The following is a 20898-nucleotide window of genomic DNA, read 5'->3' on the forward strand; positions in this document are numbered from 1 at the left end:
CTGGGCCGGGCGGGATCAGGTGTCGATGAAGCCCGGGGGGACCATGACGCGGAGGCCGTTGGGGATGGCTTTGATGGTGAGGGGGGTGCGGAGCAGGACCTCGCCGTCCACGTCGGCGGCGAGGGGGGGCTCGGTCTCCAGCAGCATCTCGGTGCCGGTGACGAACGGGCCCCCGGCGAGGCTGCGCCAGCGGCCGCCGGCGGCGCGTACGAGGGTCTCGGCGAGCAGCCGCAGCCGCTTGCCCGAACCGAGCTGGTAGGCGACCAGGCGGCGGTTGTCGATACTGATGTCGCGGGCGATCTGCCAGCCGCCGTGGTAGCGCCCGTTGGCGATGTTGAGCTGGTGGGTCAGCAGCTCGTGGCGGCGGCCGTCCACGGTGATGTAGGCGCGGAACGGCTCGTGCCGGGGCAGGACGGTGAGCGCGGTGAGCGGGTAGGCGGCGCGGCCGAGCATCCGCTTGAGCCACGGCCTGACCGTGCCCGCCACCTCGACCGACACCCCGAAGCTCGCCAGGTTGGCGAACGGCTGGTCGCCCGCCATGCCGAGGTCGATGTCGGCGACCTTGCCCCGGCTGAACACCCTGACCGCCATGGCCAGGTCGAGGGGCAGGCCGAGGCTGCGGGCGAAGTTGTTGGTGGTGCCGAGCGGGAGCACCCCGAGGGCGACGTCCCGGTGGGCGACGTGCTTGACCGCCGAGCTGAGCGTGCCGTCGCCGCCGCCGACCACGAGCAGGTCGGGCTGGAGGCCCAAGGCCTCGTCCAAAATCTGCGGCAGCCGCGAGGGGTCCATGACGGCGTAGGTGCGCAGCGGCCGGAAACCGTCGGCCTGCATCAGCCGCAGCGCCTCGAAGTAGCGGTGACGGCCCCGGCGGGACCGGGTGTTCACCACAAGGACCACTCTGCGCAGATCGCGGATCGCCCTGGTGTGTTCCGCCTTGGTCCGCAGCTCGCTCACCGATCACCCGTCCCGTAGTTTCCGTCCGGGACATGCTATGCGGGAGGGGAAAACGAACGGGACGGGCGCGGCGAGGCCGCGCCCGTCCCGGGTGGCGGCGGCCGGCTCGCGGGCCGGCCGCCGCTCTATATGGTCATCCGTGCCGATCTACTTCTTCGGCGCGGTGAACTGGGCGATCACGCCCAGGTTGCCCGGCAGCGGCGCGATCAGCTTGACCTGCGCGCCGAGCTGCTTGCCCTCGTCGCCGGGGTTGCCGGTGCCGAGGGTGAAGCCGTTGACGGTCTCGCCGTAGAGGTCCTTGGCGGGGGTGCCGTCGGCGTTGACGATCCGCACGGAGTACGGCTGGTCGCCCTTGGAGGGGACGACCACCGATCCGTCGCGGAACCGGTAGTACAGGCCGTCCTCGCGGGACTCCAGGCCGGGGTACCAGCCCTTGGCGTCGGTGAAGGCCTTCACCGGCTCCTGGGGCTTGAACGAGGTGCACGCCTCGACGAACGGCGCCGACTCCAGGCACTCCTTGAAGGAGTAGGTCTTGTTGAAGCCGAACGCCGCGTTGGAGGCCTGCGGGCGGGAGGGGATGTTCTTGGTCACGCTCGGGTCGACCTCGGCGGCCTTCCCGGTGCGGCGCAGCGGGTCGAAGTGCGAGTCGACCAGCAGCAGCTGGCCCTTCGCGCCGGCCGACGGCAGCGACCAGATGTTGGACGCCGCGTTGTTGTAGCCGAGCGAGGTGTCACGCAGCCAGACCAGCATGCCCGGGGCGTTGTAGGGGACCTTCTCGACCTTCCAGGCGCCGTCACGGTTCCAGGTGGTGTCGTAGGTGTAGCTGAGGCCCTTGTCGAAGCCGTCCAGGTTGCGCCACTCGGCCAGGTAGTACTGGGCGCTCTTGAGCGAGCCCGAGTGCTGGGTCCAGCCGGTGCCGGTGGTGTCGACGAAGGTGCCGACGGTGGCGGTCCAGCCGTTGGCGCCCTGCTCGACGTCATCGCTCCACACGGTGGTGGCGCCGCTGGTGATCGACAGGTCGTCGACGAACCAGCCGCGCTCCTCGGCGGCGGCGTCGGTGGCGTAGCGCAGGCGCAGCTTGACGCTCTTGCCGGCGAACGGCGCGAGGTCGGCGTAGTAGTGCTGCCAGCCGCCGGAGTCGCCGGTCAGGCCGTACTTCTTGTTGCCGTAGTCCTTCATGCGCTTGTTGGGGTCGGCGTAGTCGTCGCCGGTGGAGACGAGCGAGCCGTCCTCGCCGTAGATCTTCTGCTCGGACCAGGTGGCGCCGCCGTCGGTGGAGACCTCGACGAAGCCGTAGTCCCAGTCCTGCTCGATGGTGTAGTCGTTCCAGAAGCGGAACTTGGTGTCGGTGCCCGCGGGGACGGTCACGTCGCGGGTGATCCGCACGTCGGCCCAGTCCTGGTCGTTGCCCGACCACCACACCTTGCTGCCGCTGTGCGGGGTGGTGAGGACCACGTCCTTGTCGGGCAGGTTGAGCCGGACGCCGTCCTCGGTGAGCTTCGGCGTGCGCGAGGACTGGCCGACGGTGAGCAGCTTGGTGCCGTCACCGGGGTTGAGCACCTTGGGGTTGGCCCAGCCCAGGACCCACTTGTCCCACAAACCCATGTGGATGGGCATCGACTGGAAGATCGGCCCGGAGTGCGAGCCGGTGGACATCAGGTCCCAGAACTCCACGTCGCTGTCGCCGGCGCCGGTGGCGTCGTACAGGTCCGGCAGGCCCAGGTCGTGGCCGTACTCGTGGGCGAACACGCCGACGCCGGAGTCCTCCGGCTGCACGATGTAGTTCGAGATCTTGATGCTGGTGCCGGGGATGGTGTAGCCGCCGGGGATCGCGCTGGAGTGCGCCCAGATCGCGAAGGTGCCCTGCGCGCCGCCGCCGCCGGACTTGTCCTCACCGGCGTGCACGAGCACGAGGTGGTCGATGACGCCGTCCGGCTCGTTGTAGTTGCCGTCGCCGTCGGCGTCGGAGGTGTCTTCCTTGTCGTAGTCGGCCCACGGGAAGCTCGGGTTCTGCTGCGCCAGGATGTTCACCGCGTCGACGCCCATCTGGGCGGTGCCGCGCGGGTTGTCCGGGTGGCCGGAGCTGTCCTGGATGGCGGCGCCGCAGGCGCCCGCGCCGTACCAGGCCTCGGAGTGCGGGACCTTGATCCAGCCCAGGGCCTCACCGGTGACGGTGTAGGCGCCCTTGGACATCTCCTCGTACATGTTCTTCATGGTGTAGCCGGAGATGTCGATGCCCGGCTTGCCGTCGCGAGGGTCCTTCAGGTCCGTGCGGACCCGCTGGGTGATGCCCTTGCTGGAGTAGAGCATGTTGTTGTAATGGGCGTTGTTGAAGTCCTTCACCCACATCGAGTTGTTGTCCTTGCCGCCGCCGGCTGCGGTGGCGGGGTTCGGGATGGTGTTGTGCAGCGGCCCGTTCACCTTGGTGCCGGCCGGCTCGGTGACGCAGACGTCCGGCTCGTCGGTGCTCTTGGGGTGGCTGAAACCCGAGAAGTCGTCGTTGGCGTTCTCGTTGAACTCGACCAGAAGGGTGAGCAGTTTGGCCTGCTGGGTGACCTTGGCCTTCTTGTACAGGAACTCGAAGGGGTTCTTGCCCGTGCGGACGGCCGTGTGCTCGCGCTTGGTGAGCTCACGGGCGGCGACCGGGTTGCCCAGGGAGAACTTGTGGTCGATCTCCTCGGCGGTGGGCACGTCGCGGCGCCGCTTGGCCGCTCCGGTGTCCACCTTCTCCTCCGCCTTCGAGGCGCTCTCGCTCTGAACCCTCGGGGGCGCGTAGTTGATGTAGTAGTCGCTCGCGCTGGGCTTATATTTGGCGACCGAGGTGTCACCGGGCGCCGCGGCACCCGTGACCGCGAGGCCCGCCGCCGCCAGCCCGAGAACCGGCAGCGCGGCGACGAGACGCCTGACTCTGCGTGACAACGAGGTTTCCTCCTCCGCCCGGGGTGTCCGGGCGACGTCAAGGCGTGCCGTGAATGGACACGCCAACGGTGGAGATCTGCGGCGTTTAGCCAACGAACGCCCCAGATTCGGCAAAGCGGACGTTAGACGAAAAGGTAAAGGCGTAGTAAAGCCGACAGCGGATGTTGCGAAATCGTCATCCTGGCGAGTCCGATCCGATTGCGGTTTCCGGGGGTTCCGCCCCGGTCCTGTCGCGGTTTCCGGGCATCCGGCCCCTCGGCCCACCCCAGGTGCACATCACTTCGCCGCTTTCGCACCGGCCCTCCGAAGCCGGGGCCAGGGATTTCGGTCCGGCTCGGCACGCGCGGCGGGAGAACGTACAGTCACAGACGTGAATCCCGTTGACTCCCTCATCGACGCGCTGCCCTCCGGCCGGGTTCTGACCGATCCGGACGTGGCCGGCTCCTACGCCCGCGACCAGACCTTCCTCGAGCCGGGCAAGCCGCTGTGCGCGGTGGCGGCGCAGACGCGCGACGACGTGGTGGCCACCATGCGCTGGGCGAGCGAGCACCGCGTCCCGGTGGTGCCCCGCGGGGCGGGCACGGGGCTCGCGGGCGGGGCGACGGCCGTCGAGGGCTGCGTGATGCTGTCGCTGGCCCGCATGACCGCCATCCGCGAGCTGTCCCCCGCCGACGAGGTCGCCGTCGTCGAGCCCGGCGTGATCACCGCCGACCTCGACCGGGCCGCCCGGGCGCACGGCCTGATGTACGCCCCCGACCCCTCCTCCTACGAGATCTCGACGATCGGCGGCAACCTGGCCACCAACGCGGGCGGGCTGCGGTGCGTGCGGTACGGCGTCACCCGCGACTCCACGCTCGGCCTTGAGGTCGTGCTGGCCGACGGCAGGATCCTCGCCACCGGCGGGCGCACGATCAAGGGCGTCACCGGCTACGACCTCACCGGGCTGTTGGTCGGCTCGGAGGGCACGCTGGGTGTCATCACCGCCGCCACCCTGCGGCTGCGGCGGGCGCCGTCGGTCCCGCCGGTCACGATCGCCGCCGAGTTCCCCTCGCCGCGCGCCGCCGGGGACGCCGTCGCCGCGATCGTCGCCGCCGGCTGCCAGCCGCTGCTGCTCGAGCTGATGGACCGGGGCACCCTGGAGGCCATCGACGCCTGGAAGAACATCGGCCTGGACCCGGGCGTGCGGGCCATGCTGATCGCCCAGGCCGACGGGCACCTGCCCGGCGACGCCGCCGAGATGGAGCGGCTGTGCGAGGCCAACGGCGCGAGCTTCGTCGCGGTGTCCTCGACGCCGGAGGAGACCGAGGAGCTGATCGGGCTGCGCCGGCTCGCCTACACCGCCAAGGAGCGGCTGGGCGCCTGCCTGGTGGAGGACGTCTGCGTCCCCCGCTCGGCGCTGCCCGACATGATCACCCTCATCGAGCAGGCCGCCGTCCGGCACGACGCGCGCATCTGCACGGTCGCGCACGCCGGGGACGGCAACCTGCACCCGGTGTTCATCTTCGACCGCGGCCTGCCCGAGCCGCCGCCCAACGTCTGGGCCGCGGCCGACGAGGTGTTCCGCGCGGCGCTGGAGCTCGGCGGCACGCTGACCGGCGAGCACGGCGTCGGCCTGCTCAAGCGCCGCTGGCTCGGCCTGGAGAGCGGTCCGCTCGTGACCGAGGTGCAGCAGGGGATCAAGCGCGTGTTCGACCCCCTCGGCATCCTCAACCCCGGCAAAGCGATCTGACAGCGCCCTTTACCTGGGGCCCCACTGGTACCGTTCATCACGCGAAGTGCTGACATATCGCTTTATCGGGGGTCTGGGGTGGCACAGGGGCTCACGGACGAGGACCCGCGCCGGCTGGGCGCCTACGAGATCGTCGGCCGGCTCGGAGAGGGCGGCCAGGGGGTGGTCTACCTCGGCCGCGCCGGCGCGGGCGAGCCCGTGGCCATCAAACTGCTGCACGCCCGGCTGTCGGGGGACGCCGAGGCGCGCTCGCGGTTCCTGCGCGAGGTGTCGGTCGCGCAGCGGGTGGCGCGGTTCTGCACCGCCTCGGTGCTGCACGCCGACCTGGCCGGCAACCAGCCCTACATCGTCAGCGAGTACGTCCCCGGCCCGTCCCTGCGCCAGCTCGTCGACCGGGAGGGCCCGCGGCGGGGCGCCGCGCTGGACCGCCTGGCGGTCTCCACGGCCACCGCGCTCGCCGCCATCCACCGCGCCGGCATCCTGCACCGCGACTTCAAGCCCGCCAACGTGCTGATGGGCCCGGAGGGGCCGGTCGTCATCGACTTCGGCATCGCCCGCGCCCTGGACGCCCCGGGGGCCACCGCCACCGGCGACACCCTCGGCACGCCGTCCTACCTCGCGCCCGAGCAGCTCGCCGGCGCGGCGGTCACCCCGGCGGTCGACGTGTTCGCCTGGGCCGTGACCATCGTCTTCGCCGCCACCGGGCGCCCGGCCTTCGGCGCGGACTCCATCCCGGCCGTGATCAACCGCATCCTCAACGAGGAGCCGGACCTCACCGCCCTGGACGGTCCGCTGCGCCCGCTGGTGGCCGCCTGCCTGGCCAAGGACCCGGCCCGCCGCCCGCAGGCCGACGACCTGGTCGCCCACCTCCTGGGCCGCCCCTCCCCCGCCGCGAGCGGCGCCTTCGCCGCCGGCCAGGGGCCCGTCCCGGGACCCGGCCACGCTCGGGGACCCGGCCACGCTCAGGGACCCGCCGGGCAGGCGCCCGGCCACGCTCAGGGTCCCGCCGGGGCGGCGCCCGTCCATGGTCAGGGAGGCGGTCCCTCGGGGCCGGCGGCCGGCGGGCCGGGCCGGGCGGCGGGTGATCCGCGGCGTCCCGGCGCCACCCGGCACGGCGGCAAGCCGCGCGCCGGGCGCACGGCCGCCCTCGCGATCGCCTCCGGGCTGGCCGCGGCGGTCGTGACCGCGGGCACCGTCGTGCTCGCGCAGTCGGGCTCCTTCGGCAACCAGGCCGCGCCGGCGAGCACGGCGCCGCCCGGCGCCGGGCCCACCGTGGACGCGACCGTGGGCGGGGTGGAGTCGCCCTCCGAGCCGCCGCCCGCCTCGCCGTCCCGCACCCGGCGGGCCACCCCCACGGCCAGGGCGGGCGCCACCGGCCTGCCCGCGCCGCCGTCCACCGGCCCCCGGCACTCCGCCACGCCCTCGCGCGGCCCCTCCGCGGCGCCGTCGCGCACGCCGACTCCGAAGGCGACGCCCACCCCCAAGCCGTCCCCGTCGCCGACCAGGAAGCCCTCCCCCAGCGCCAGCCCCAAGCCGTCCGCGACCCCGAAACCCTCCCCCAAGCCGAACCCGTACACGGCGGCCGGGGTGTGCGGCTCCGGCTACAAGGCCGTGGACTCCCACTCGCTCGGATCGGCCACCGTCTACCTGCTCTACAGCGGCGCCGCGGGCAAGAACTGCGTGGTCACGATGGGGAAGTACGTCACGCCGCAGAAGGTGAAGATGGGCGTGCTGCTCCAGGTCAAGGGCGGCGCGACGGGCTCCGACAGCGGCTCCTACACCGCCTACGCGGGCCCGGTCCGGGTCGCCGCCAAGCAGGTCTGCGTCATCTGGGGCGGCTCCTACGGCACCGCCTCCTGGAAGAGCGGCTGGTCCCACTGCGGCTGAGGCCGCGCCGCGTCCCCGCCCGGGTCCTTCCCGGCGGCCCGGTACGCCCATCCCGCGGCCTCCTCCACGGCCATCCCGGCGCCTCATCGGCGGTCCGGCCGGCGGCGCGGGCCGAAGATCCCCCCGGCGGGCCCGGGTGTCGGGGCGGTGTACTACGTTCTGAGCCCAGGCACCGAGTACGGGCGCCGGGCGCCACCGCCCGGGACGCCCGCCGGGGCGGCGACGACGCGGAGGAGGTGGCGGATGGGCGTGACCGGCGGCCGGCTCGACTCCGCGAGCGCCGACTACCTGGCCAGGCGCGCGGCCATGCTCGCCCGGCTCGGCGAGCTGTCGGCCGAGCAGGACAAGGCCGTCGCGGGCGGCGGCCCGAAGTACGTCGAGCGCCACCACCGCCGCGGCAAGCTGCTCGCCCGTGAGCGCGTCGAGCTGCTGGTGGACCCCGACTCCCCGTTCCTGGAGCTGTCGCCGCTGGCGGCCTGGGGCACCGACTTCCCGGTCGGCGCGAGCGTGGTCACCGGCATAGGGGTGGTCGAGGGCGTCGAGTGCGTGATCATCGCCAGCGATCCGACGGTGCGGGGCGGCACGTCCAACCCCTGGACCCTGCGCAAGACCCTGCGCGCGATGGACATCGCGCTGGAGAACCGCCTGCCGCTGGTCAACCTGGTCGAGTCCGGCGGGGCCGACCTGCCGACCCAGAAGGAGATCTTCATCCCGGGCGGCCGGATCTTCCGCGACCTCACCCGCCTGTCGGCGGCCGGCGTCCCGACGATCGCGCTGGTCTTCGGCAACTCGACCGCCGGTGGCGCGTACGTCCCGGGCATGAGCGACCACGTGGTCATGGTCAAGGAACGCGCCAAGGTCTTCCTCGGCGGCCCGCCCCTGGTGAGGATGGCGACCGGCGAGGAGTCCGACGACGAGTCGCTGGGCGGCGCCGAGATGCACGCCCGCGTCTCGGGCCTCGCCGACCACCTGGCGGCCGACGAGCACGACGCGCTGCGCATCGGCCGCCGCATCGTCGCCCGGCTCAACCGGCGCCGGCCCGTCCGCCCCGCACCGCACGGCGTGCGACCCCCGCTGCACGACGAGGACGAGCTGCTCGGCGTCGTCCCCGAGGACCTCAAGATCCCCTTCGACCCGCGCGAGGTGATCGGCCGGATCGTCGACGCCAGTGAGTTCGACGAGTTCAAGCCGCTGTACGGCGCGAGCCTGGTGACCGGGTGGGCCACCCTGCACGGGCACCCCATCGGCATCCTGGCCAACGCGCGCGGCGTGCTGTTCAGCGAGGAGGCCCAGAAGGCCGCGCAGTTCATCCAGCTCGCGAACCAGGCGCGCACGCCGCTGCTGTTCCTGCAGAACACCACCGGCTACATGGTCGGCGAGGAGTACGAGCAGGGCGGCATCATCAAGCACGGCGCCATGATGATCAACGCGGTGTCCAACTCCACCGTGCCGCACCTCACCGTCGTCATGGGCGCCTCCTACGGCGCCGGCAACTACGGCATGTGCGGACGGGCCTACGACCCGCGTTTCCTGTTCTCCTGGCCGAGCGCCAAGTCGGCGGTCATGGGCCCGGCGCAGCTCGCCGGAGTGCTGTCGATCGTCGGGCGGGCCGCGGCCGAGGCGCGCGGCCAGGTGTACGACAAGGAGGCCGACGCGGCGATGCGGCAGATGGTCGAGGCCCAGATCGAGGCGGAGTCGCTGCCGTTCTTCCTGTCCGGCCGGCTCTACGACGACGGGGTGATCGACCCGCGCGACACCCGCACCGTCCTCGGGCTGTGCCTGTCGGCCATCGCCGGCGCGCCCGATCCCGCGCCCGCCGGTTTCGGCGTCTTCCGGATGTGAGCACATGATCAGACGACTGCTGGTGGCCAACCGCGCCGAGATCGCCCGCAGGATCTTCCGCACCTGCCGCGAGCTGGGCATCGAGACGGTGGCCGTGTTCGCCGGCGACGACGCCGCCTCGCCGTACGTCGCCGAGGCCGACCTCGCGGTCCGGCTGCGCGGCGAGCGGCCGGCCGAGACCTACCTCGACGCCGCGGCGCTCGTCGAGGCGGCCCTGCGGGCGGGCGCGGACGCCGTCCACCCCGGGTACGGGTTCCTGTCGGAGAACGCCGCGTTCGCGCGCGCCGTGCTCTCGGCCGGGCTGACCTGGGTCGGGCCCGGGCCGGACGCCATCGCCGCGATGGGCTCCAAGATCGGCGCCAAGCGGCTGATGGCCGAGGCCGGCGTCCCGGTCCTGCCGTCGCTGACCTTCGCCCATCCGGCGCCGGCGGGCGAACGGCCGGCGGGTCCCGCGGTCGCGGGTGAGCAGCCGGCCGATCCCGCGTTCGCGGATGAGCAGCCGACCGGTTCCGTACCCACGGGCATGGAACCGGCGGGTTCCGGCCTGGAGGGGGCGGACGGCGGCGGCCTTTCGTTCCCGGTGCTGGTGAAGGCCTCGGCGGGCGGCGGCGGGCGCGGGATGCGCGTCGTGCGCGACCCGGCGGAGCTTCCGGCAGCGGTCGCGGCGGCCGGGCGCGAGGCGCTGGCCGCGTTCGGTGACGGCGCCGTGTTCGCCGAGCCGCTGCTGGAGAACGCCCGGCACGTCGAGGTGCAGGTCCTCGCCGACGCGCACGGCACCGTGTGGACGCTCGGCGAGCGCGAGTGCTCCATCCAGCGCAGGCACCAGAAGGTCGTGGAGGAGACGCCGTCGCCCGGGGTCTCCCCCGGCGTGCGCGCGGTGCTGCTGGACGCCGCCGTCCGGGCCGCCGAGGCCATCGGGTACGTCGGCGCCGGCACGGTGGAGTTCCTCGTCGCGGGCGGCACGGTCGCGTTTCTGGAGATGAACACCCGCCTGCAGGTCGAGCACCCGGTGACCGAGTGCGTGTACGGCGTGGACCTGGTCCGCCTGCAACTGCAGATCGCCGAGGGCGCGCGCCTGCCGGCCGCGCCGCCCGAGCCGAGCGGCCACGCCATCGAGGTCCGCCTGTACGCCGAGGACCCCTCCCACGACTGGCGCCCGCAGAGCGGCACCCTCCACCTGTTCGACATCCCCGGCGTGGACGCCCGCTTCACGGTGCCGGCCGCGGCGCGCGAGGCGCGAACCGCGCCCGTCGCCCGGCCCGTGGACGACCGCGGGCCCGCTGCCACGCGGCCGGTGGACGACCGCGACCCTGCCGACTCCCGGCCGGTGGGCGGCGGCGAACCAGATCTCGCCCCGCCGGTGGACGGCCGCGAGCCTGCTGAGGGCCGGGTGGCCGGGCCGTGCGGCCTGCGGCTGGACTCGGGGGTGGAGAGCGGGTCGGTGGTCGGCGTCCGGTACGACCCGATGCTGGCCAAGGTGATCGCCTGCGGCCCCGACCGGGCGGCCGTGGCGCGGCGGCTGGCGACCGCGCTGGCCGGGGCCCGCCTGCACGGCCTGACCACCAACCGCGACCTGCTGGTGCGCGTTCTGCGGCACGAGGCGTTCCTCGCGGGCGACACCGACACCGGGTTCCTCGACCGGCACGACCTGCTCTCCGCGCCTTCCCGCGCCGGCGACCCGGACGGCGCCGCCCTGCCTGTTCTCGCGCTCGCCGCGGCGCTGGCGGCCGCCGCCACCAACCGGGCCGCGGCGCCGGCGCTGGGCGGGCTGCCGAGCGGCTGGCGCAACGTGCCCTCCCAGCCGCAGCGGGCGGCGTTCGACGGGCCGGAGGGCCGGGTCGAGGTCGCCTACCGGCTCACCCGGGACGGACTGGCGGCCGAGGGCCTGCCGGAGGTGGAGCTGGTCTCGGCCGCCCCCGAGCAGGTCGTCCTGGCCGTCGGCGGGGTGGTGAGCCGGTTCGCCGTCGCGCGCTACGACGACGTCGTGCACGTGGACGCGCCGCTCGGCTCGGTGCGGCTGGTCGCGCTGCCGAGGCTGCCGGAACCGGTGACGCGCGTCGCCCCCGGCTCTCTGCTCGCGCCCATGCCGGGTACCGTTCTGCGCGTCGAGGTCGCTCCCGGCGAGAAGGTCGACGAGGGGCAGCCGATCCTGATCCTGGAGGCGATGAAGATGGAGCACCGCATTTCCGCCCCGGCGGCGGGCGTCGTCTCCGCGCTGAACGTGGCGCCCGGGCGCCAGGTCGAGGCCGGGGCCGTGCTCGCCGTCATCGAGGAGGGCCGATGACCGCGCTGGTCGGCTACCAGGCCCGCGGCGGCGTCGCGACGGTCACGCTCGACTCCCCCGCCAACCGCAACGCGCTCTCGGTCCGCCTGCTCGGCGAGCTGGAGCGGGCCCTGGACCGGGCCCTCGCGGACGAGGGCGTGCGCGTCATCGTGCTCACCGGCGCCGGGCCGGTGTTCTGCTCGGGCGCCGACCTGAAGGAGCAGGCGCCCGCCCCGGACGCCCGGCCGCACGACGCGCCGGTGACCGCGACCTTCCCGGGCGTCATGAGCCTGATCTGGGACAGCCCCAAGCCGGTGATCTGCCGGCTGAACGGCACCGCCCGCGCGGGCGGGCTCGGGCTGGTGGCGGCCTGCGACTTCGCGATCGCCCCCGACTCCGCGACGTTCGCCTTCAGCGAGGTGCGGCTCGGCGTGGTCCCCGCCATGATCTCGGTCACCGTGCTGCGCCGGGTGGAGCCGCGCGCCGCCGCCGAGTACTTCCTGACCGGCGAGGTGTTCGGCGCCGCCCGCGCCGCCGAGATCGGCCTGCTCACCCGCGCGGTGCCGGCCGGGGACCTCGACGCGACGGTGGAGCACTACGCCGGCATGCTGCTGCGCGGCGGCCCCGAGGCCCTGGCGATCACCAAGCAGCTCGTGCGCACCGTGCCGTCCCTGCCGGTGGAGGAGGGGATGCGCCGGATGGCCGAGCTGTCCGCGCAGCGCTTCACCTCGCCGGAGGGCCAGGAGGGCATCCGGGCGTTCATGGAGAAGCGGCCGGCGTCCTGGATCCCCCGGGACGAACCCGCCGCCCCTTCGCAGACCTGACCCGAGTCGACGCACCCGACCGGACCCGCCCCAACCAGACCCGAGCCGACCCGACCCCGTCCGGACCGAACATGACCCGACCGGACCCGACCAGAGCCGACCTGACCAGGCCCGACCGGCCCGACGGGATCCCGGGGGATCCCGCGGCATCCCATCTCCAAGCCGTACCCACGCCGCCGGGCCGGCGAAGGCGCAGGTCAGAAGAATTAATCGTTCGACAGCGAGCACCACGTCCGAAATGCTGCCGTCCATGAAGACACGCACCGATATTCCGTCCGCCTGGGACGAGCGGGCCACGCTGGAGACCCTTCTCGACTACGTGAGAGCCACCGTGCACGCCAAGTGCGAGGGGTTGTCGGAGGAGAACGCGCGCAAGGCCCTGCTGCCGACCTCGCCGCTGACGACGATCAGCGGGCTGGTGAGCCATCTGCGCTGGGTCGAGTACTCCTGGATCCAGGTGCGGCTCCTGGGCGAGGAGGAGCACGCGCCGTGGACGGAGGAGGATCCCGACCGCGAGATGCGGATCGCCCTGGAGATCCCGCTGAGCCGGCTCCTCGCGGAGTACGAGGAGCAGTGCGCGCGCTACCGCGAGCTGCTGGCCCCGCTCAGCCTGGACACGGTGGCCAAGGAGCCGCTCCGGGACGGGACGCGGGTCACGCTGCGCTGGATCCTGCACCACCTCGTCGAGGAGACCGCCCGGCATAACGGTCATATCGACATCCTGCGGGAGATGCTGGACGGCGTCACCGGTGACTGACCAGCCAGGCACATGACCGGCAGCCGGGGAGCGCGGGTTATCTACTGGACATAGGGGACAGCGACGTCCTCTTTCCTCTACAATTGCGCGCAATTGCGGCCAAATGGGGGCCTCGCGGGGGGAAGGACGGTCGGTCATGCGTCTGCGTTTTCTCGGCTCCACCTCGGAGGCGGGAGCCTGCCCTTCGCTCTACGAGACCGACCGCGGCACCTTCGTCGTACAGGGCGTGACGCTCACCGACCCCGAGGCCCGCGGCGACCTGCGGCACGTGCTGGACGGCGAGTCGGCCGTCGAGGTGCCCCGTGAGCTGCTCGTCGAGATCGCGCGCCGGGTGCTCGGCGTCCCCGGCCCGTCGGCGGGCGTCGCTGATCACGAGTAGGGAGATCCCTATGGCATGGCCGCGGCGGCCGGTCTACCCTCGTGCGAGTTCTGTCGCCGACGGGAGGTGAGCGTGAGCGGCTTTCAGCAGGCGCGGATGGACCTCGGCACCCGGCTGCGCCAGTTGCGCGAGGCCGCCCAGCTGTCCGGCAAGGACCTCGCGGCCCGGCTCCACTGGCAGGCCTCCAAGGTCTCCCGCATCGAGAACGCCCGGCAGAGCGCCACCGAGGACGACGTCATGCTGTGGTGCCAGGCCGTCGAGGCCGCGCCGGACGTGCTGTCCGACCTGGTCGGCCGGGCGGTCGCGCTGCTGGACCGGCAGGACTCCTGGCGCCAGCGGCACAAGAGCGGGCTGGCCGGGCTGCAGGAGGACGTCCGCGACCTCGAGGCGCGCGTCACGCTGTTCCGGGTGTTCGAGCCGGGCGTGGTGATCGGCCTGTTGCAGACCGCGGAGTACGCGCGCAACATCTTCACCAAGGTCCACCGGGTCTACTCCGGCGCGGACGACATCGACGCCGCCATCCGGGTGCGCATGCGCCGCCAGGAGATCCTCTACGATCCGGCCCGGCGGTTCCGCTTCCTGCTCCCCGAGGCCGCGCTGCGCTACCGGCTCGCGCCCGACGAGGTGATGCGCGGCCAGCTCGACCGGCTGCTCGCCGTCACCACCCTGCCCAATGTCGAGTTCGGCGTGATCCCCTTCGAGGCTCAGCTTCCCTCCGCCCTGCTCAACGGGTTCTGGATCTACAACGAGTCGATGGTCGGCGTACCGACGCGCACCAAGGACCTGCTGCTGCGCGATCCCGACAGCGTGGCCTTCTACGCCGGCGCCTTCGAGGAGCTCTGCGAGGTGGCGGTGTTCCGCGAGGAGGCCAGGGAGGTGATCGTCCGCGTTCTTGTCGACTTCGCGAAACAATCGGCGTCCTGACCTCCACAATTGCTTGCCCCGGTCGGCAAGATCATGCAATCCTGACCTTCCCAGGGCTGACGCGGAGGTGGGGCGCATGCTGGACACCATGTCCTGCCTTGAACGGTTCGCCTCCGCGACCCGGCTGCACATCGACCTGTCGGTGCAGGTCATCGGCGACACCCCGCCCCGCGTCCGGGTGCGCAACCGCTTCAGCGACACGCTGGCCGAGGTCGTCACCTGCAGCCCGCAGGGCGTCTTCCTCACCTCCTGGGGATACCGGCTCGGCACCACCGACGACATCGACGGCGCCGCGGCCCGCCTGGCCTACCTCCTCGCCGCGCTGCCCGCCTGAGCCGTCCTCACAGCAGCACGGCGCACCCTCGGCCGCGCAGCACGTGAAGCGTCTCTGAGCCGGGGTCGTCCAGTTTGTTCCAGCGGAGGTCGAGCTTCTCCAGGCGCGGCAGGGCGGCGAGCGCGCCCGGAAGCTCGCGGAGCCGGTTGTTGCGCAGGTCCAGATGGGTGAGGCCGGTCAGCCCGCCCACCGACTCCGGCAGGCGGGTCAGCACGTTGTCCCGCACGTCCAGGACGCGCAGCCCGTCCAGGCGGCCGATCTGCTCGGGCAGCGCGGCCAGCCGGTTGCCGCGCAGATGCAGCTCGCGCAGCGAGGACAGCCGGCCGAACGACGCGGGCAGGGCGGTGAGGCGGTTGCCGTACAGCCTGAGCTCCACCAGCGCGGCCAGGTCTGCGAGGCTCGCGGGCAACTCGGTCAGCCGGTTGTCGGTCAGGTTGAGGTACGCCAGCCGCCGCAGCCGCCCGAGGGACGCCGGCACCGAGGTGAACCCGTTGTCGCTGAGGTAGAGGTAGTCGGTCAGGCCGTCCAGGTCGCCGATCGCGGCGGGGATGTGCTCGATGGCGTTGTGCCCGAGGTCGAGCATGCGCAGGCCGCGCAGGCGGCCGATGGCGTCGGGGAGGTGGGTGAGCGCGTTCTCGGCCAGGTTGAGCGAGCGCAGGCCGGTCAGCCGCCACAGCCCCTCGGGCGTCTCGGTCAGCCGGTTGCCGCCGGCCGACAGGTGCCGCAGTCCGGCCATCCGGTCCAGGCCCGCGGGCAGGGCGGCGATGCGGTTGCCGTACAGCGACAGCGTGGACAGCCCGGTCAGGCCGAGCAGCGCCGCGGGGAAGGCGTCCAGCGCGTTGCCGTCCAGGTGGAGCTCGCGCAGGGCGCCGAGCCGCCCGATCTCCTCCGGCAGGCCGGTGAGCCGGTTGCCGTCCAGTCGCAGGATCGCCAGCTCGCGCAGGCGGCCGATCTCCGGCGGGACCGCGGTGATGCGGTTCCAGGCCAGGTCGGCGCGGCGCAACCCCGGCAGGGCGTGGATCTCCTCAGGGAACCGTTCAAGCCCGGTCCCCGCGGCCGAGAACGCCTCCATCAGGGGGCGGGGAAGGCCGAGCGGGGCAGGCCGACCTCGCGGGCGGCGGCGATGCGGGCGTGCTCGAGCAGCCGCGTCCGCGAGAGCACCGACGGGTGGAGCGTGTAGCGGATGATCAGCCCGTCGAGCATGCCGTCGAGGCGCTCGGCCGCGCCGCGCGGGTCCTCGCAGGCGAACTCGCCGGAGTCGACGCCCGCCTGGATCACCCGCTCGACCGCGCCGATCCACGCGGTCTCCAGTTCGAGCAGATTGTCGCGCACGACCGTCTCGCGCAGGCCGGTGGCGAAGGCGTCGATCCACAGCAGCCAGCTCTGGTCGGTGCGCGAGCGCGGGATGTAGAACGACAGCACCTGGTCGAGCCGGTCGACGGCCGTGCCCGCGCTCTCCACCAGCTCGCGCAGCCGGGCCACCTCGCCGTCGATGGTGGCGCGGAGCATCGCGGTGATCAGGTCGTCCTTGGTGGCGAAGTGATAGTGGATGAGACCGCCGCTGACGTTGGTCGCCTTGGCGATGTCGGCGACGCGGGTGCTGGAGATGCCCCGTTCGAGCACCACCCGGCGTGCGGCCTCCAGCAGCTCGGCCCTGCGCTGGTCGGCCTGGTCGGCCCGGCTGCCTCGTGTTCTCTCCGCACCCCGCACGGCCCAGATCCTACTCCGCCTCTCCCCGCCCATCGGCGTGAGAAGGGCCGCGGGACGGCACGGCAAGGCAGGTGTGTCCCCGCCGCGCCGTCCCCGGGGAGGTCATCGGCCGAGAGCCCCCTGCAGGTCCATCACGTGGTCCTGCGTCTGCTGCAGGAGCGGGCGCAGCGCCTCGGCCACGTCGTGCAGCCCGAGGTCCATGGCCTGGCCGACCCGCTGGCGGTAGCGCTCGAGCTGTGTGACCTCCAGATCCAGGTCGAGCTGGAGGGCCTCGGCCCCGTCCGGCACGTTCGGGATCTTCGGGATCGTCACCGACGGCACCCCGCCGAGGAAGGCGATCTGCGTGGCGAGCGTCAGGGCGTGCTCCAGCTCCTGGCTCAGGTGGGCCCTGAGCTCCTCGATGATGCTCTGGTACTCGGCCCCCTTCACCGTGGCGGTGTGCTGTGTGTACTGCACGATCGAGCGGAACTCGCTCTCCAGGTCCTCGTTGAGGAGAGCGACGAAACTGTGCTGGTCCATGCGAGATATCCCCTCGGTGAGCGGTAGTGCGCCGTCCTACCCGCGATCGCGCCGTCGATGCGGGCCGGCGCGGAAAGACGTCGGGCGAGCTCGTACCGGGTCCGGGCGGCGCAGGAACGTTCCCGGCGCCCCGGCCGCCGGCATCCGGCTCCGGGCCGTTCTCAGGCGCCCGCGGTCAAGATCGCCATGGCGGCGTTGCGGCCGGGGATGCCGCTGACGCCGCCGCCCCGGCGGGCGCCCGCGCCGCACAGCAGCACGCGCTCGTGCGCCGTCTCCACTCCCCACCGGCCGGCGTCGGCGGCGTCCTCGGCGAACGGCCAGGACAGGTCCCGGTGGAAGATGTGCCCGCCGGGAAGCCCGGCCTCGGCGGCGAGGTTCACGGGGGTCTTGGCCTCGACGCAGGGGACGCCGTCGGGGCCGCGGAGCAGGCAGTCCTCCAGCGGTTCGGCCAGGACGGAGTTCACCGAGCGGAGGGTGGCCGCCAGCGCCTCCCGCCGGGAGGCGTCCGGATCGGCGCGGAAGAGCCGGGCGGGCATGTGCAGCCCGAACAGCGTCATCGTCTGCGCCCCGGACGCGCGCAGCGACGGGCCGAGGATCGAGGGATCGGTCAGCGAGTGGCAGTACACCTCGGCGGGCGGCAGCTCGGGGATCCGGCCGGCCGACGCCTGCGCGTACGCCCGGTCGAGCTGGTCGCGGGCCTCGTTGATGTGGAAGGTGCCGGCGAACGCCTCCGCCGGGTCGACGGCGCCGTCCTTCAGGCGCGGCAGCCGGGACAACACCATGTTGACCTTGAGCTGGGCGCCCTCGGGCTCCTCGCCGGACGCCGCGCCGAGCAGCCGGGCCAGGACGGCGGGCGGGGCGTTGACGAGAACGTGCTCGCCGGTCACGGCGTGCTCGGCGCCGCCTTCGTCCCGGAACGTGACCGCGGCGCGTCGCTCGCCGCCCGGACCGGCGGCGCCGGGGTCGAGCGCCAGCACCTCGGCGCCGGTGCGGAGGTCGGCACCACCGCGGCGGGCGGCGTCGGCGAGCGCGCCGCTGACCGCGCCCATGCCGCCGACCGGCACGTTCCACTCGCCGGTCCCGTCGCCGATGACGTGGTAGAGGAAGCAGCGGTTGGCGAGCAGGCCGGCCGCCGGGTCGGCGAAGGTGCCGATCAGCGCGTCGGTCAGCACGACGCCCCGCACGACCTCGTCGGCGAACCGCTCGGCCGCCGTCTCGCCGATGGGCCGCTCGAACAGCGCGGTCCACGCCTCGGCGTCCCCGACGGCCTCGCGCATGGCGGCGCGGTCGAGCAGCGGCTCCAGCAGGGTCGGGGCGACGCGGCGGGCCACCTCGGCCGTCATCCGGTAGAAACGTTCCCACTGCTCGTGGTCGGCGGTGCCGCCGGTCACGCGGGCGAAGGAGGCGGCGGTGCGGGCGGCGTCGGCGTTGTCCACCAGCAGGCCGGTCGCGCCGACGGGGGTGTAGGAGGCGAAGCGGCGCCGCAGCAGGGTGACGGGCAGGCCGAGGTCGGCGACGATCCGGCCGGGGAGCAGGCTGACCAGGTAGGAGTAACGGGACAGGCGGGCGTCCACGCCGGGGAAGGCCCGCGCGGACACCGCGAGCCCGCCGAGGTAGGGCTGCCGCTCCAGCACCAGCACGCGGCGGCCCGCCTTCGCCAGATAGGCGGCGGCGACCAGGCCGTTGTGCCCCCCGCCCACGATCACGGCGTCGTAATGCGACCGGTGCATGACAAACGCTCCTAACCGGGACAGTACGGTGAGACAGCACATCAGGGGAACATTTCCCCGGGAGACACCAGAGCGTACAGACGGAGAGGACCCAGAGCCAGAATGCGTACGACCGGCCCCGGCGAGACGATCATCCAGACCTCCGGCGAGGTCGCCGAGGCGCTCGCCACGGGAGCCCCCGTGGTGGCGCTCGAGACCACGATCATCTCGCACGGCCTCCCGCAGCCCCGCAACCTCCAGGTCGCGGTGGAGCTGGAGGAGCTGGTCAGACAGGCCGGAGCCGTTCCGGCGACCATCGCCGTCCTGGACGGCGTGGCCCGGGTCGGCCTGGACGCGGGCATGCTGGAACGCGTCGCCACCGAGCCGGGCCTGCGCAAGCTCGGGTTCCGCGACCTCGCCCTTGCCGCCGCGCTCGGGGCCAGCGGCGCGACGACGGTCTCGGCCACGGCGTTCCTCGCGGCGCGGGCCGGCATCCGCGTGTTCGCCACCGGCGGCCTCGGAGGCGTGCACCGCGGCTGGACGACCGACCAGGACGAGTCCGCCGACCTGGACATGCTCGCCTCGACCCGGATCACCGTGGTGTGCGCGGGCGTGAAGTCCATCCTCGACGTGCCCGCCACCCTCCAGCGGCTGGAGACCCGCGGGGTGGGCGTCGCGGGGTACCGCACCGACGCCTTCCCCGGCTTCTACCTGCACTCCTCGGGGCTGCCGGTGGACTGGCGGCTGGAGAGCCCCGAGCAGGCCGCGGCGGTGATGCGGGCGCAGGACGGGCTCGGCGGCCCGGCGTCCGCGCTGATCGTCGCCAACCCGGTGCCGGCCGACGAGCAGCTCGACCCGGCGCTGCACGACCATGTGCTGGCCGAGGCCCTCGCGGCGGCCGACCGCGAAGGGGTCACCGGGCAGGCGATCACCCCGTTCCTGCTGGACTTCCTGGTGCGCGGCACGGGCGGCGCATCCCTGGAGGCGAACCTGGCCGCCGTCCGCGGCAACACCCGCCTCGCGGGCCGCATCGCCGCCGCCTGGTCCTCCGCCGCCGCCCCCGCCGTCCCCGCCGTCCCCGTCCCGGCGGCGGAGGGCTGAGTGGCGGGCCTGCTCGTCATCGGGGACGCCGTCACCGACGTCGTCGCCCTGCACCGTACACCGGTGGCCACCGGCACCGACACCCCGGCCGACATCGCCGTGCGCCCGGGCGGCTCGGGCGCCAACACCGCGTCCTGGGCCGCCCACCTGGGCGCGGACGCGCGCATCCTCACCCGCGTCGGGTACGACACCGGGCAGTGGCACATCTCCGAGCTGCGCGCCGCCGGCGTACGGCCGCACGCGTCGGTGGACCCGGCCCATCCCACGGCGGTCGTGATCGCGATGGTGGACGCGAGCGGGGAGCGATCCATGCTCACCAACCGGGGCGCGGGCGGGCACATCGGACCGGCCGACTGGGACGACGCCCTGCTGGACGACGTCGGCCTGCTGCACATCTCGGGATACACGCTGTTCGCCGAACCGGGGCTGGACCTGGTGCGCCGCGCCGTGCGGGCGGCCCGCGGCCGGGGCGTGCCGATCAGCGTCGACCCCGCCTCGACCGGGCCGCTGCGCGCCTTCGGCCCGGACCGCTTCCTGCGCGAGACCGCCGCCGCGACGCTGATCATCCCCAACCGCGACGAGGCCCTCCTCCTGGCCGCCGGGGACGACGCACTCCCTCTCACCACCGGGGACGGCGCCCTCGCCCTGACCGCCAGGGACGACGCCGTCGCCGGGAACGGCGAACGGGACCGGAGCGGCGGGCCCGGCGCCATGGAGCGGGCGGCGGCGGCGCTGAGCGCGCGGTACGGCATGGCGGCGGTGAAGCTCGGCGCCGCCGGAGCGGTCCTGGCCGTCGGCGGGCGGGTCGTGCACCGCGCGGCGGCCGTCCCCGCCACCGGCGCGGCGGGGATCGTCGACTCCACGGGGGCCGGGGACGCCTTCGCCGCGGGCTTCCTCACCGCGCTGCTCGCCGGCCGCCCCGCGCCCGCCGCCCTGGACGACGGCTGCCGGGCCGGCGCCGCCGCGGTCGCCCGGCTCGGCGGCCGTCCCCCGGCCCGTCCCCCGGCCCGTCCCCCGGCCCCCCGCCCGGCCCCCCGGGGGACGGGA

At 73.5% G+C, this 20898-nt stretch carries 17 protein-coding genes; 11 read left to right on the forward strand and 6 right to left on the reverse strand.

Features of this window, described 5'->3' with window-relative positions; translation table 11 throughout:
• Nucleotides 1-15 precede the first annotated feature (15 nt).
• Together ACWEN6_RS17975 and ACWEN6_RS17980 are read right to left on the reverse strand one after the other, a co-directional pair.
• Nucleotides 16-954, reverse strand: coding sequence for a diacylglycerol/lipid kinase family protein (locus ACWEN6_RS17975; RefSeq protein ID WP_452571203.1), 939 nt, complete (start codon nucleotides 952-954; stop codon nucleotides 16-18).
• A 147-nt stretch (nucleotides 955-1101) separates the two neighbouring features.
• Nucleotides 1102-3873, reverse strand: a complete 2772-nt coding sequence (locus ACWEN6_RS17980) for an immune inhibitor A domain-containing protein (protein WP_452571204.1) — start codon at nucleotides 3871-3873, stop codon at nucleotides 1102-1104.
• A gap of 370 nt (nucleotides 3874-4243) precedes the next feature.
• On the opposite strand from ACWEN6_RS17980, the gene ACWEN6_RS17985 reads away from it, so the two are divergent.
• The 9 genes from ACWEN6_RS17985 to ACWEN6_RS18025 all read left to right on the forward strand — a co-directional run bounded on the left by ACWEN6_RS17985 (nucleotide 4244) and on the right by ACWEN6_RS18025 (nucleotide 14812).
• Nucleotides 4244-5602, forward strand: a complete 1359-nt coding sequence (locus ACWEN6_RS17985) for an FAD-binding oxidoreductase (protein WP_452571205.1) — start codon at nucleotides 4244-4246, stop codon at nucleotides 5600-5602.
• A 78-nt stretch (nucleotides 5603-5680) separates the two neighbouring features.
• On the forward strand, nucleotides 5681-7489 hold the full coding sequence (locus tag ACWEN6_RS17990; protein ID WP_452571206.1) for a serine/threonine protein kinase: 1809 nt from the start codon (nucleotides 5681-5683) through the stop codon (nucleotides 7487-7489).
• A gap of 243 nt (nucleotides 7490-7732) precedes the next feature.
• Nucleotides 7733-9331: an acyl-CoA carboxylase subunit beta gene (locus tag ACWEN6_RS17995; RefSeq protein ID WP_452571207.1), complete on the forward strand. Its 1599-nt coding sequence runs from the start codon at nucleotides 7733-7735 to the stop codon at nucleotides 9329-9331.
• Nucleotides 9332-9335: 4 nt separating this feature from the next.
• Nucleotides 9336-11615, forward strand: a complete 2280-nt coding sequence (locus ACWEN6_RS18000; RefSeq protein ID WP_452571208.1) for an ATP-binding protein — start codon at nucleotides 9336-9338, stop codon at nucleotides 11613-11615.
• Entirely contained in the window at nucleotides 11612-12418 is an 807-nt protein-coding gene (locus tag ACWEN6_RS18005) for an enoyl-CoA hydratase-related protein (RefSeq protein ID WP_354931838.1), read from the forward strand. The genes ACWEN6_RS18000 and ACWEN6_RS18005 overlap by 4 nt, the downstream gene beginning before the upstream one ends.
• A 250-nt stretch (nucleotides 12419-12668) precedes the next feature.
• Nucleotides 12669-13175, forward strand: a complete 507-nt coding sequence (locus tag ACWEN6_RS18010; RefSeq protein ID WP_452571209.1) for a DinB family protein — start codon at nucleotides 12669-12671, stop codon at nucleotides 13173-13175.
• Nucleotides 13176-13311: 136 nt separating this feature from the next.
• Nucleotides 13312-13554, forward strand: a complete 243-nt coding sequence (locus ACWEN6_RS18015) for a hypothetical protein (RefSeq protein WP_354839466.1) — start codon at nucleotides 13312-13314, stop codon at nucleotides 13552-13554.
• Between the two features lie 72 nt (nucleotides 13555-13626).
• Nucleotides 13627-14478, forward strand: coding sequence for a helix-turn-helix domain-containing protein (locus tag ACWEN6_RS18020; protein WP_452571210.1), 852 nt, complete (start codon nucleotides 13627-13629; stop codon nucleotides 14476-14478).
• Between the two features lie 76 nt (nucleotides 14479-14554).
• Complete coding sequence (locus ACWEN6_RS18025) at nucleotides 14555-14812, forward strand: hypothetical protein (RefSeq protein WP_354931844.1); 258 nt, start codon at nucleotides 14555-14557, stop codon at nucleotides 14810-14812.
• A gap of 7 nt (nucleotides 14813-14819) precedes the next feature.
• Here ACWEN6_RS18025 and ACWEN6_RS18030 read toward each other — a convergent pair whose 3' ends face one another.
• From ACWEN6_RS18030 to ACWEN6_RS18045, 4 genes are all read right to left on the reverse strand, one after another.
• The gene (locus ACWEN6_RS18030) at nucleotides 14820-15884 is read right to left on the reverse strand and encodes a leucine-rich repeat domain-containing protein (RefSeq protein WP_452571211.1); all 1065 of its coding nucleotides are present in this window, start codon (nucleotides 15882-15884) and stop codon (nucleotides 14820-14822) included.
• Complete coding sequence (locus tag ACWEN6_RS18035) at nucleotides 15884-16522, reverse strand: TetR/AcrR family transcriptional regulator (protein WP_452571212.1); 639 nt, start codon at nucleotides 16520-16522, stop codon at nucleotides 15884-15886. Before ACWEN6_RS18035 ends, ACWEN6_RS18030 begins: the two co-directional genes overlap by 1 nt.
• Before the next feature lie 102 nt (nucleotides 16523-16624).
• Complete coding sequence (locus ACWEN6_RS18040) at nucleotides 16625-17041, reverse strand: ferritin-like domain-containing protein (protein WP_452571213.1); 417 nt, start codon at nucleotides 17039-17041, stop codon at nucleotides 16625-16627.
• A 161-nt stretch (nucleotides 17042-17202) separates the two neighbouring features.
• Nucleotides 17203-18771, reverse strand: a complete 1569-nt coding sequence (locus tag ACWEN6_RS18045) for a phytoene desaturase family protein (protein WP_452571214.1) — start codon at nucleotides 18769-18771, stop codon at nucleotides 17203-17205.
• A gap of 102 nt (nucleotides 18772-18873) precedes the next feature.
• Between ACWEN6_RS18045 and ACWEN6_RS18050 the strand changes: the two genes are divergently transcribed.
• Both ACWEN6_RS18050 and ACWEN6_RS18055 read left to right on the forward strand, forming a co-directional pair.
• Nucleotides 18874-19851, forward strand: a complete 978-nt coding sequence (locus ACWEN6_RS18050) for a pseudouridine-5'-phosphate glycosidase (protein WP_452571215.1) — start codon at nucleotides 18874-18876, stop codon at nucleotides 19849-19851.
• On the forward strand, nucleotides 19852-20898 hold a 1047-nt coding region (locus tag ACWEN6_RS18055; protein WP_452571216.1), incomplete at its 3' end, for a carbohydrate kinase family protein.

It is taken from the genome of Sphaerisporangium sp. NPDC004334, from assembly GCF_053602655.1.

What these genes read in the sequence shown, in the direction of transcription:
- ACWEN6_RS18030 (WP_452571211.1), bottom strand. Translation starts at nt 15,884, where the DNA reads ATGGAGGCGTTCTCGGCCGCGGGGACCGGGCTTGAACGGTTCCCTGAG.
- ACWEN6_RS17995 (WP_452571207.1), top strand. Translation starts at nt 7,733, where the DNA reads ATGGGCGTGACCGGCGGCCGGCTCGACTCCGCGAGCGCCGACTACCTG.
- ACWEN6_RS18050 (WP_452571215.1), top strand. Translation starts at nt 18,874, where the DNA reads ATGCGTACGACCGGCCCCGGCGAGACGATCATCCAGACCTCCGGCGAG.
- ACWEN6_RS18015 (WP_354839466.1), top strand. Translation starts at nt 13,312, where the DNA reads ATGCGTCTGCGTTTTCTCGGCTCCACCTCGGAGGCGGGAGCCTGCCCT.
- ACWEN6_RS18010 (WP_452571209.1), top strand. Translation starts at nt 12,669, where the DNA reads ATGAAGACACGCACCGATATTCCGTCCGCCTGGGACGAGCGGGCCACG.
- ACWEN6_RS18025 (WP_354931844.1), top strand. Translation starts at nt 14,555, where the DNA reads ATGCTGGACACCATGTCCTGCCTTGAACGGTTCGCCTCCGCGACCCGG.
- ACWEN6_RS18000 (WP_452571208.1), top strand. Translation starts at nt 9,336, where the DNA reads ATGATCAGACGACTGCTGGTGGCCAACCGCGCCGAGATCGCCCGCAGG.
- ACWEN6_RS18040 (WP_452571213.1), bottom strand. Translation starts at nt 17,041, where the DNA reads ATGGACCAGCACAGTTTCGTCGCTCTCCTCAACGAGGACCTGGAGAGC.
- ACWEN6_RS18045 (WP_452571214.1), bottom strand. Translation starts at nt 18,771, where the DNA reads ATGCACCGGTCGCATTACGACGCCGTGATCGTGGGCGGGGGGCACAAC.
- ACWEN6_RS18005 (WP_354931838.1), top strand. Translation starts at nt 11,612, where the DNA reads ATGACCGCGCTGGTCGGCTACCAGGCCCGCGGCGGCGTCGCGACGGTC.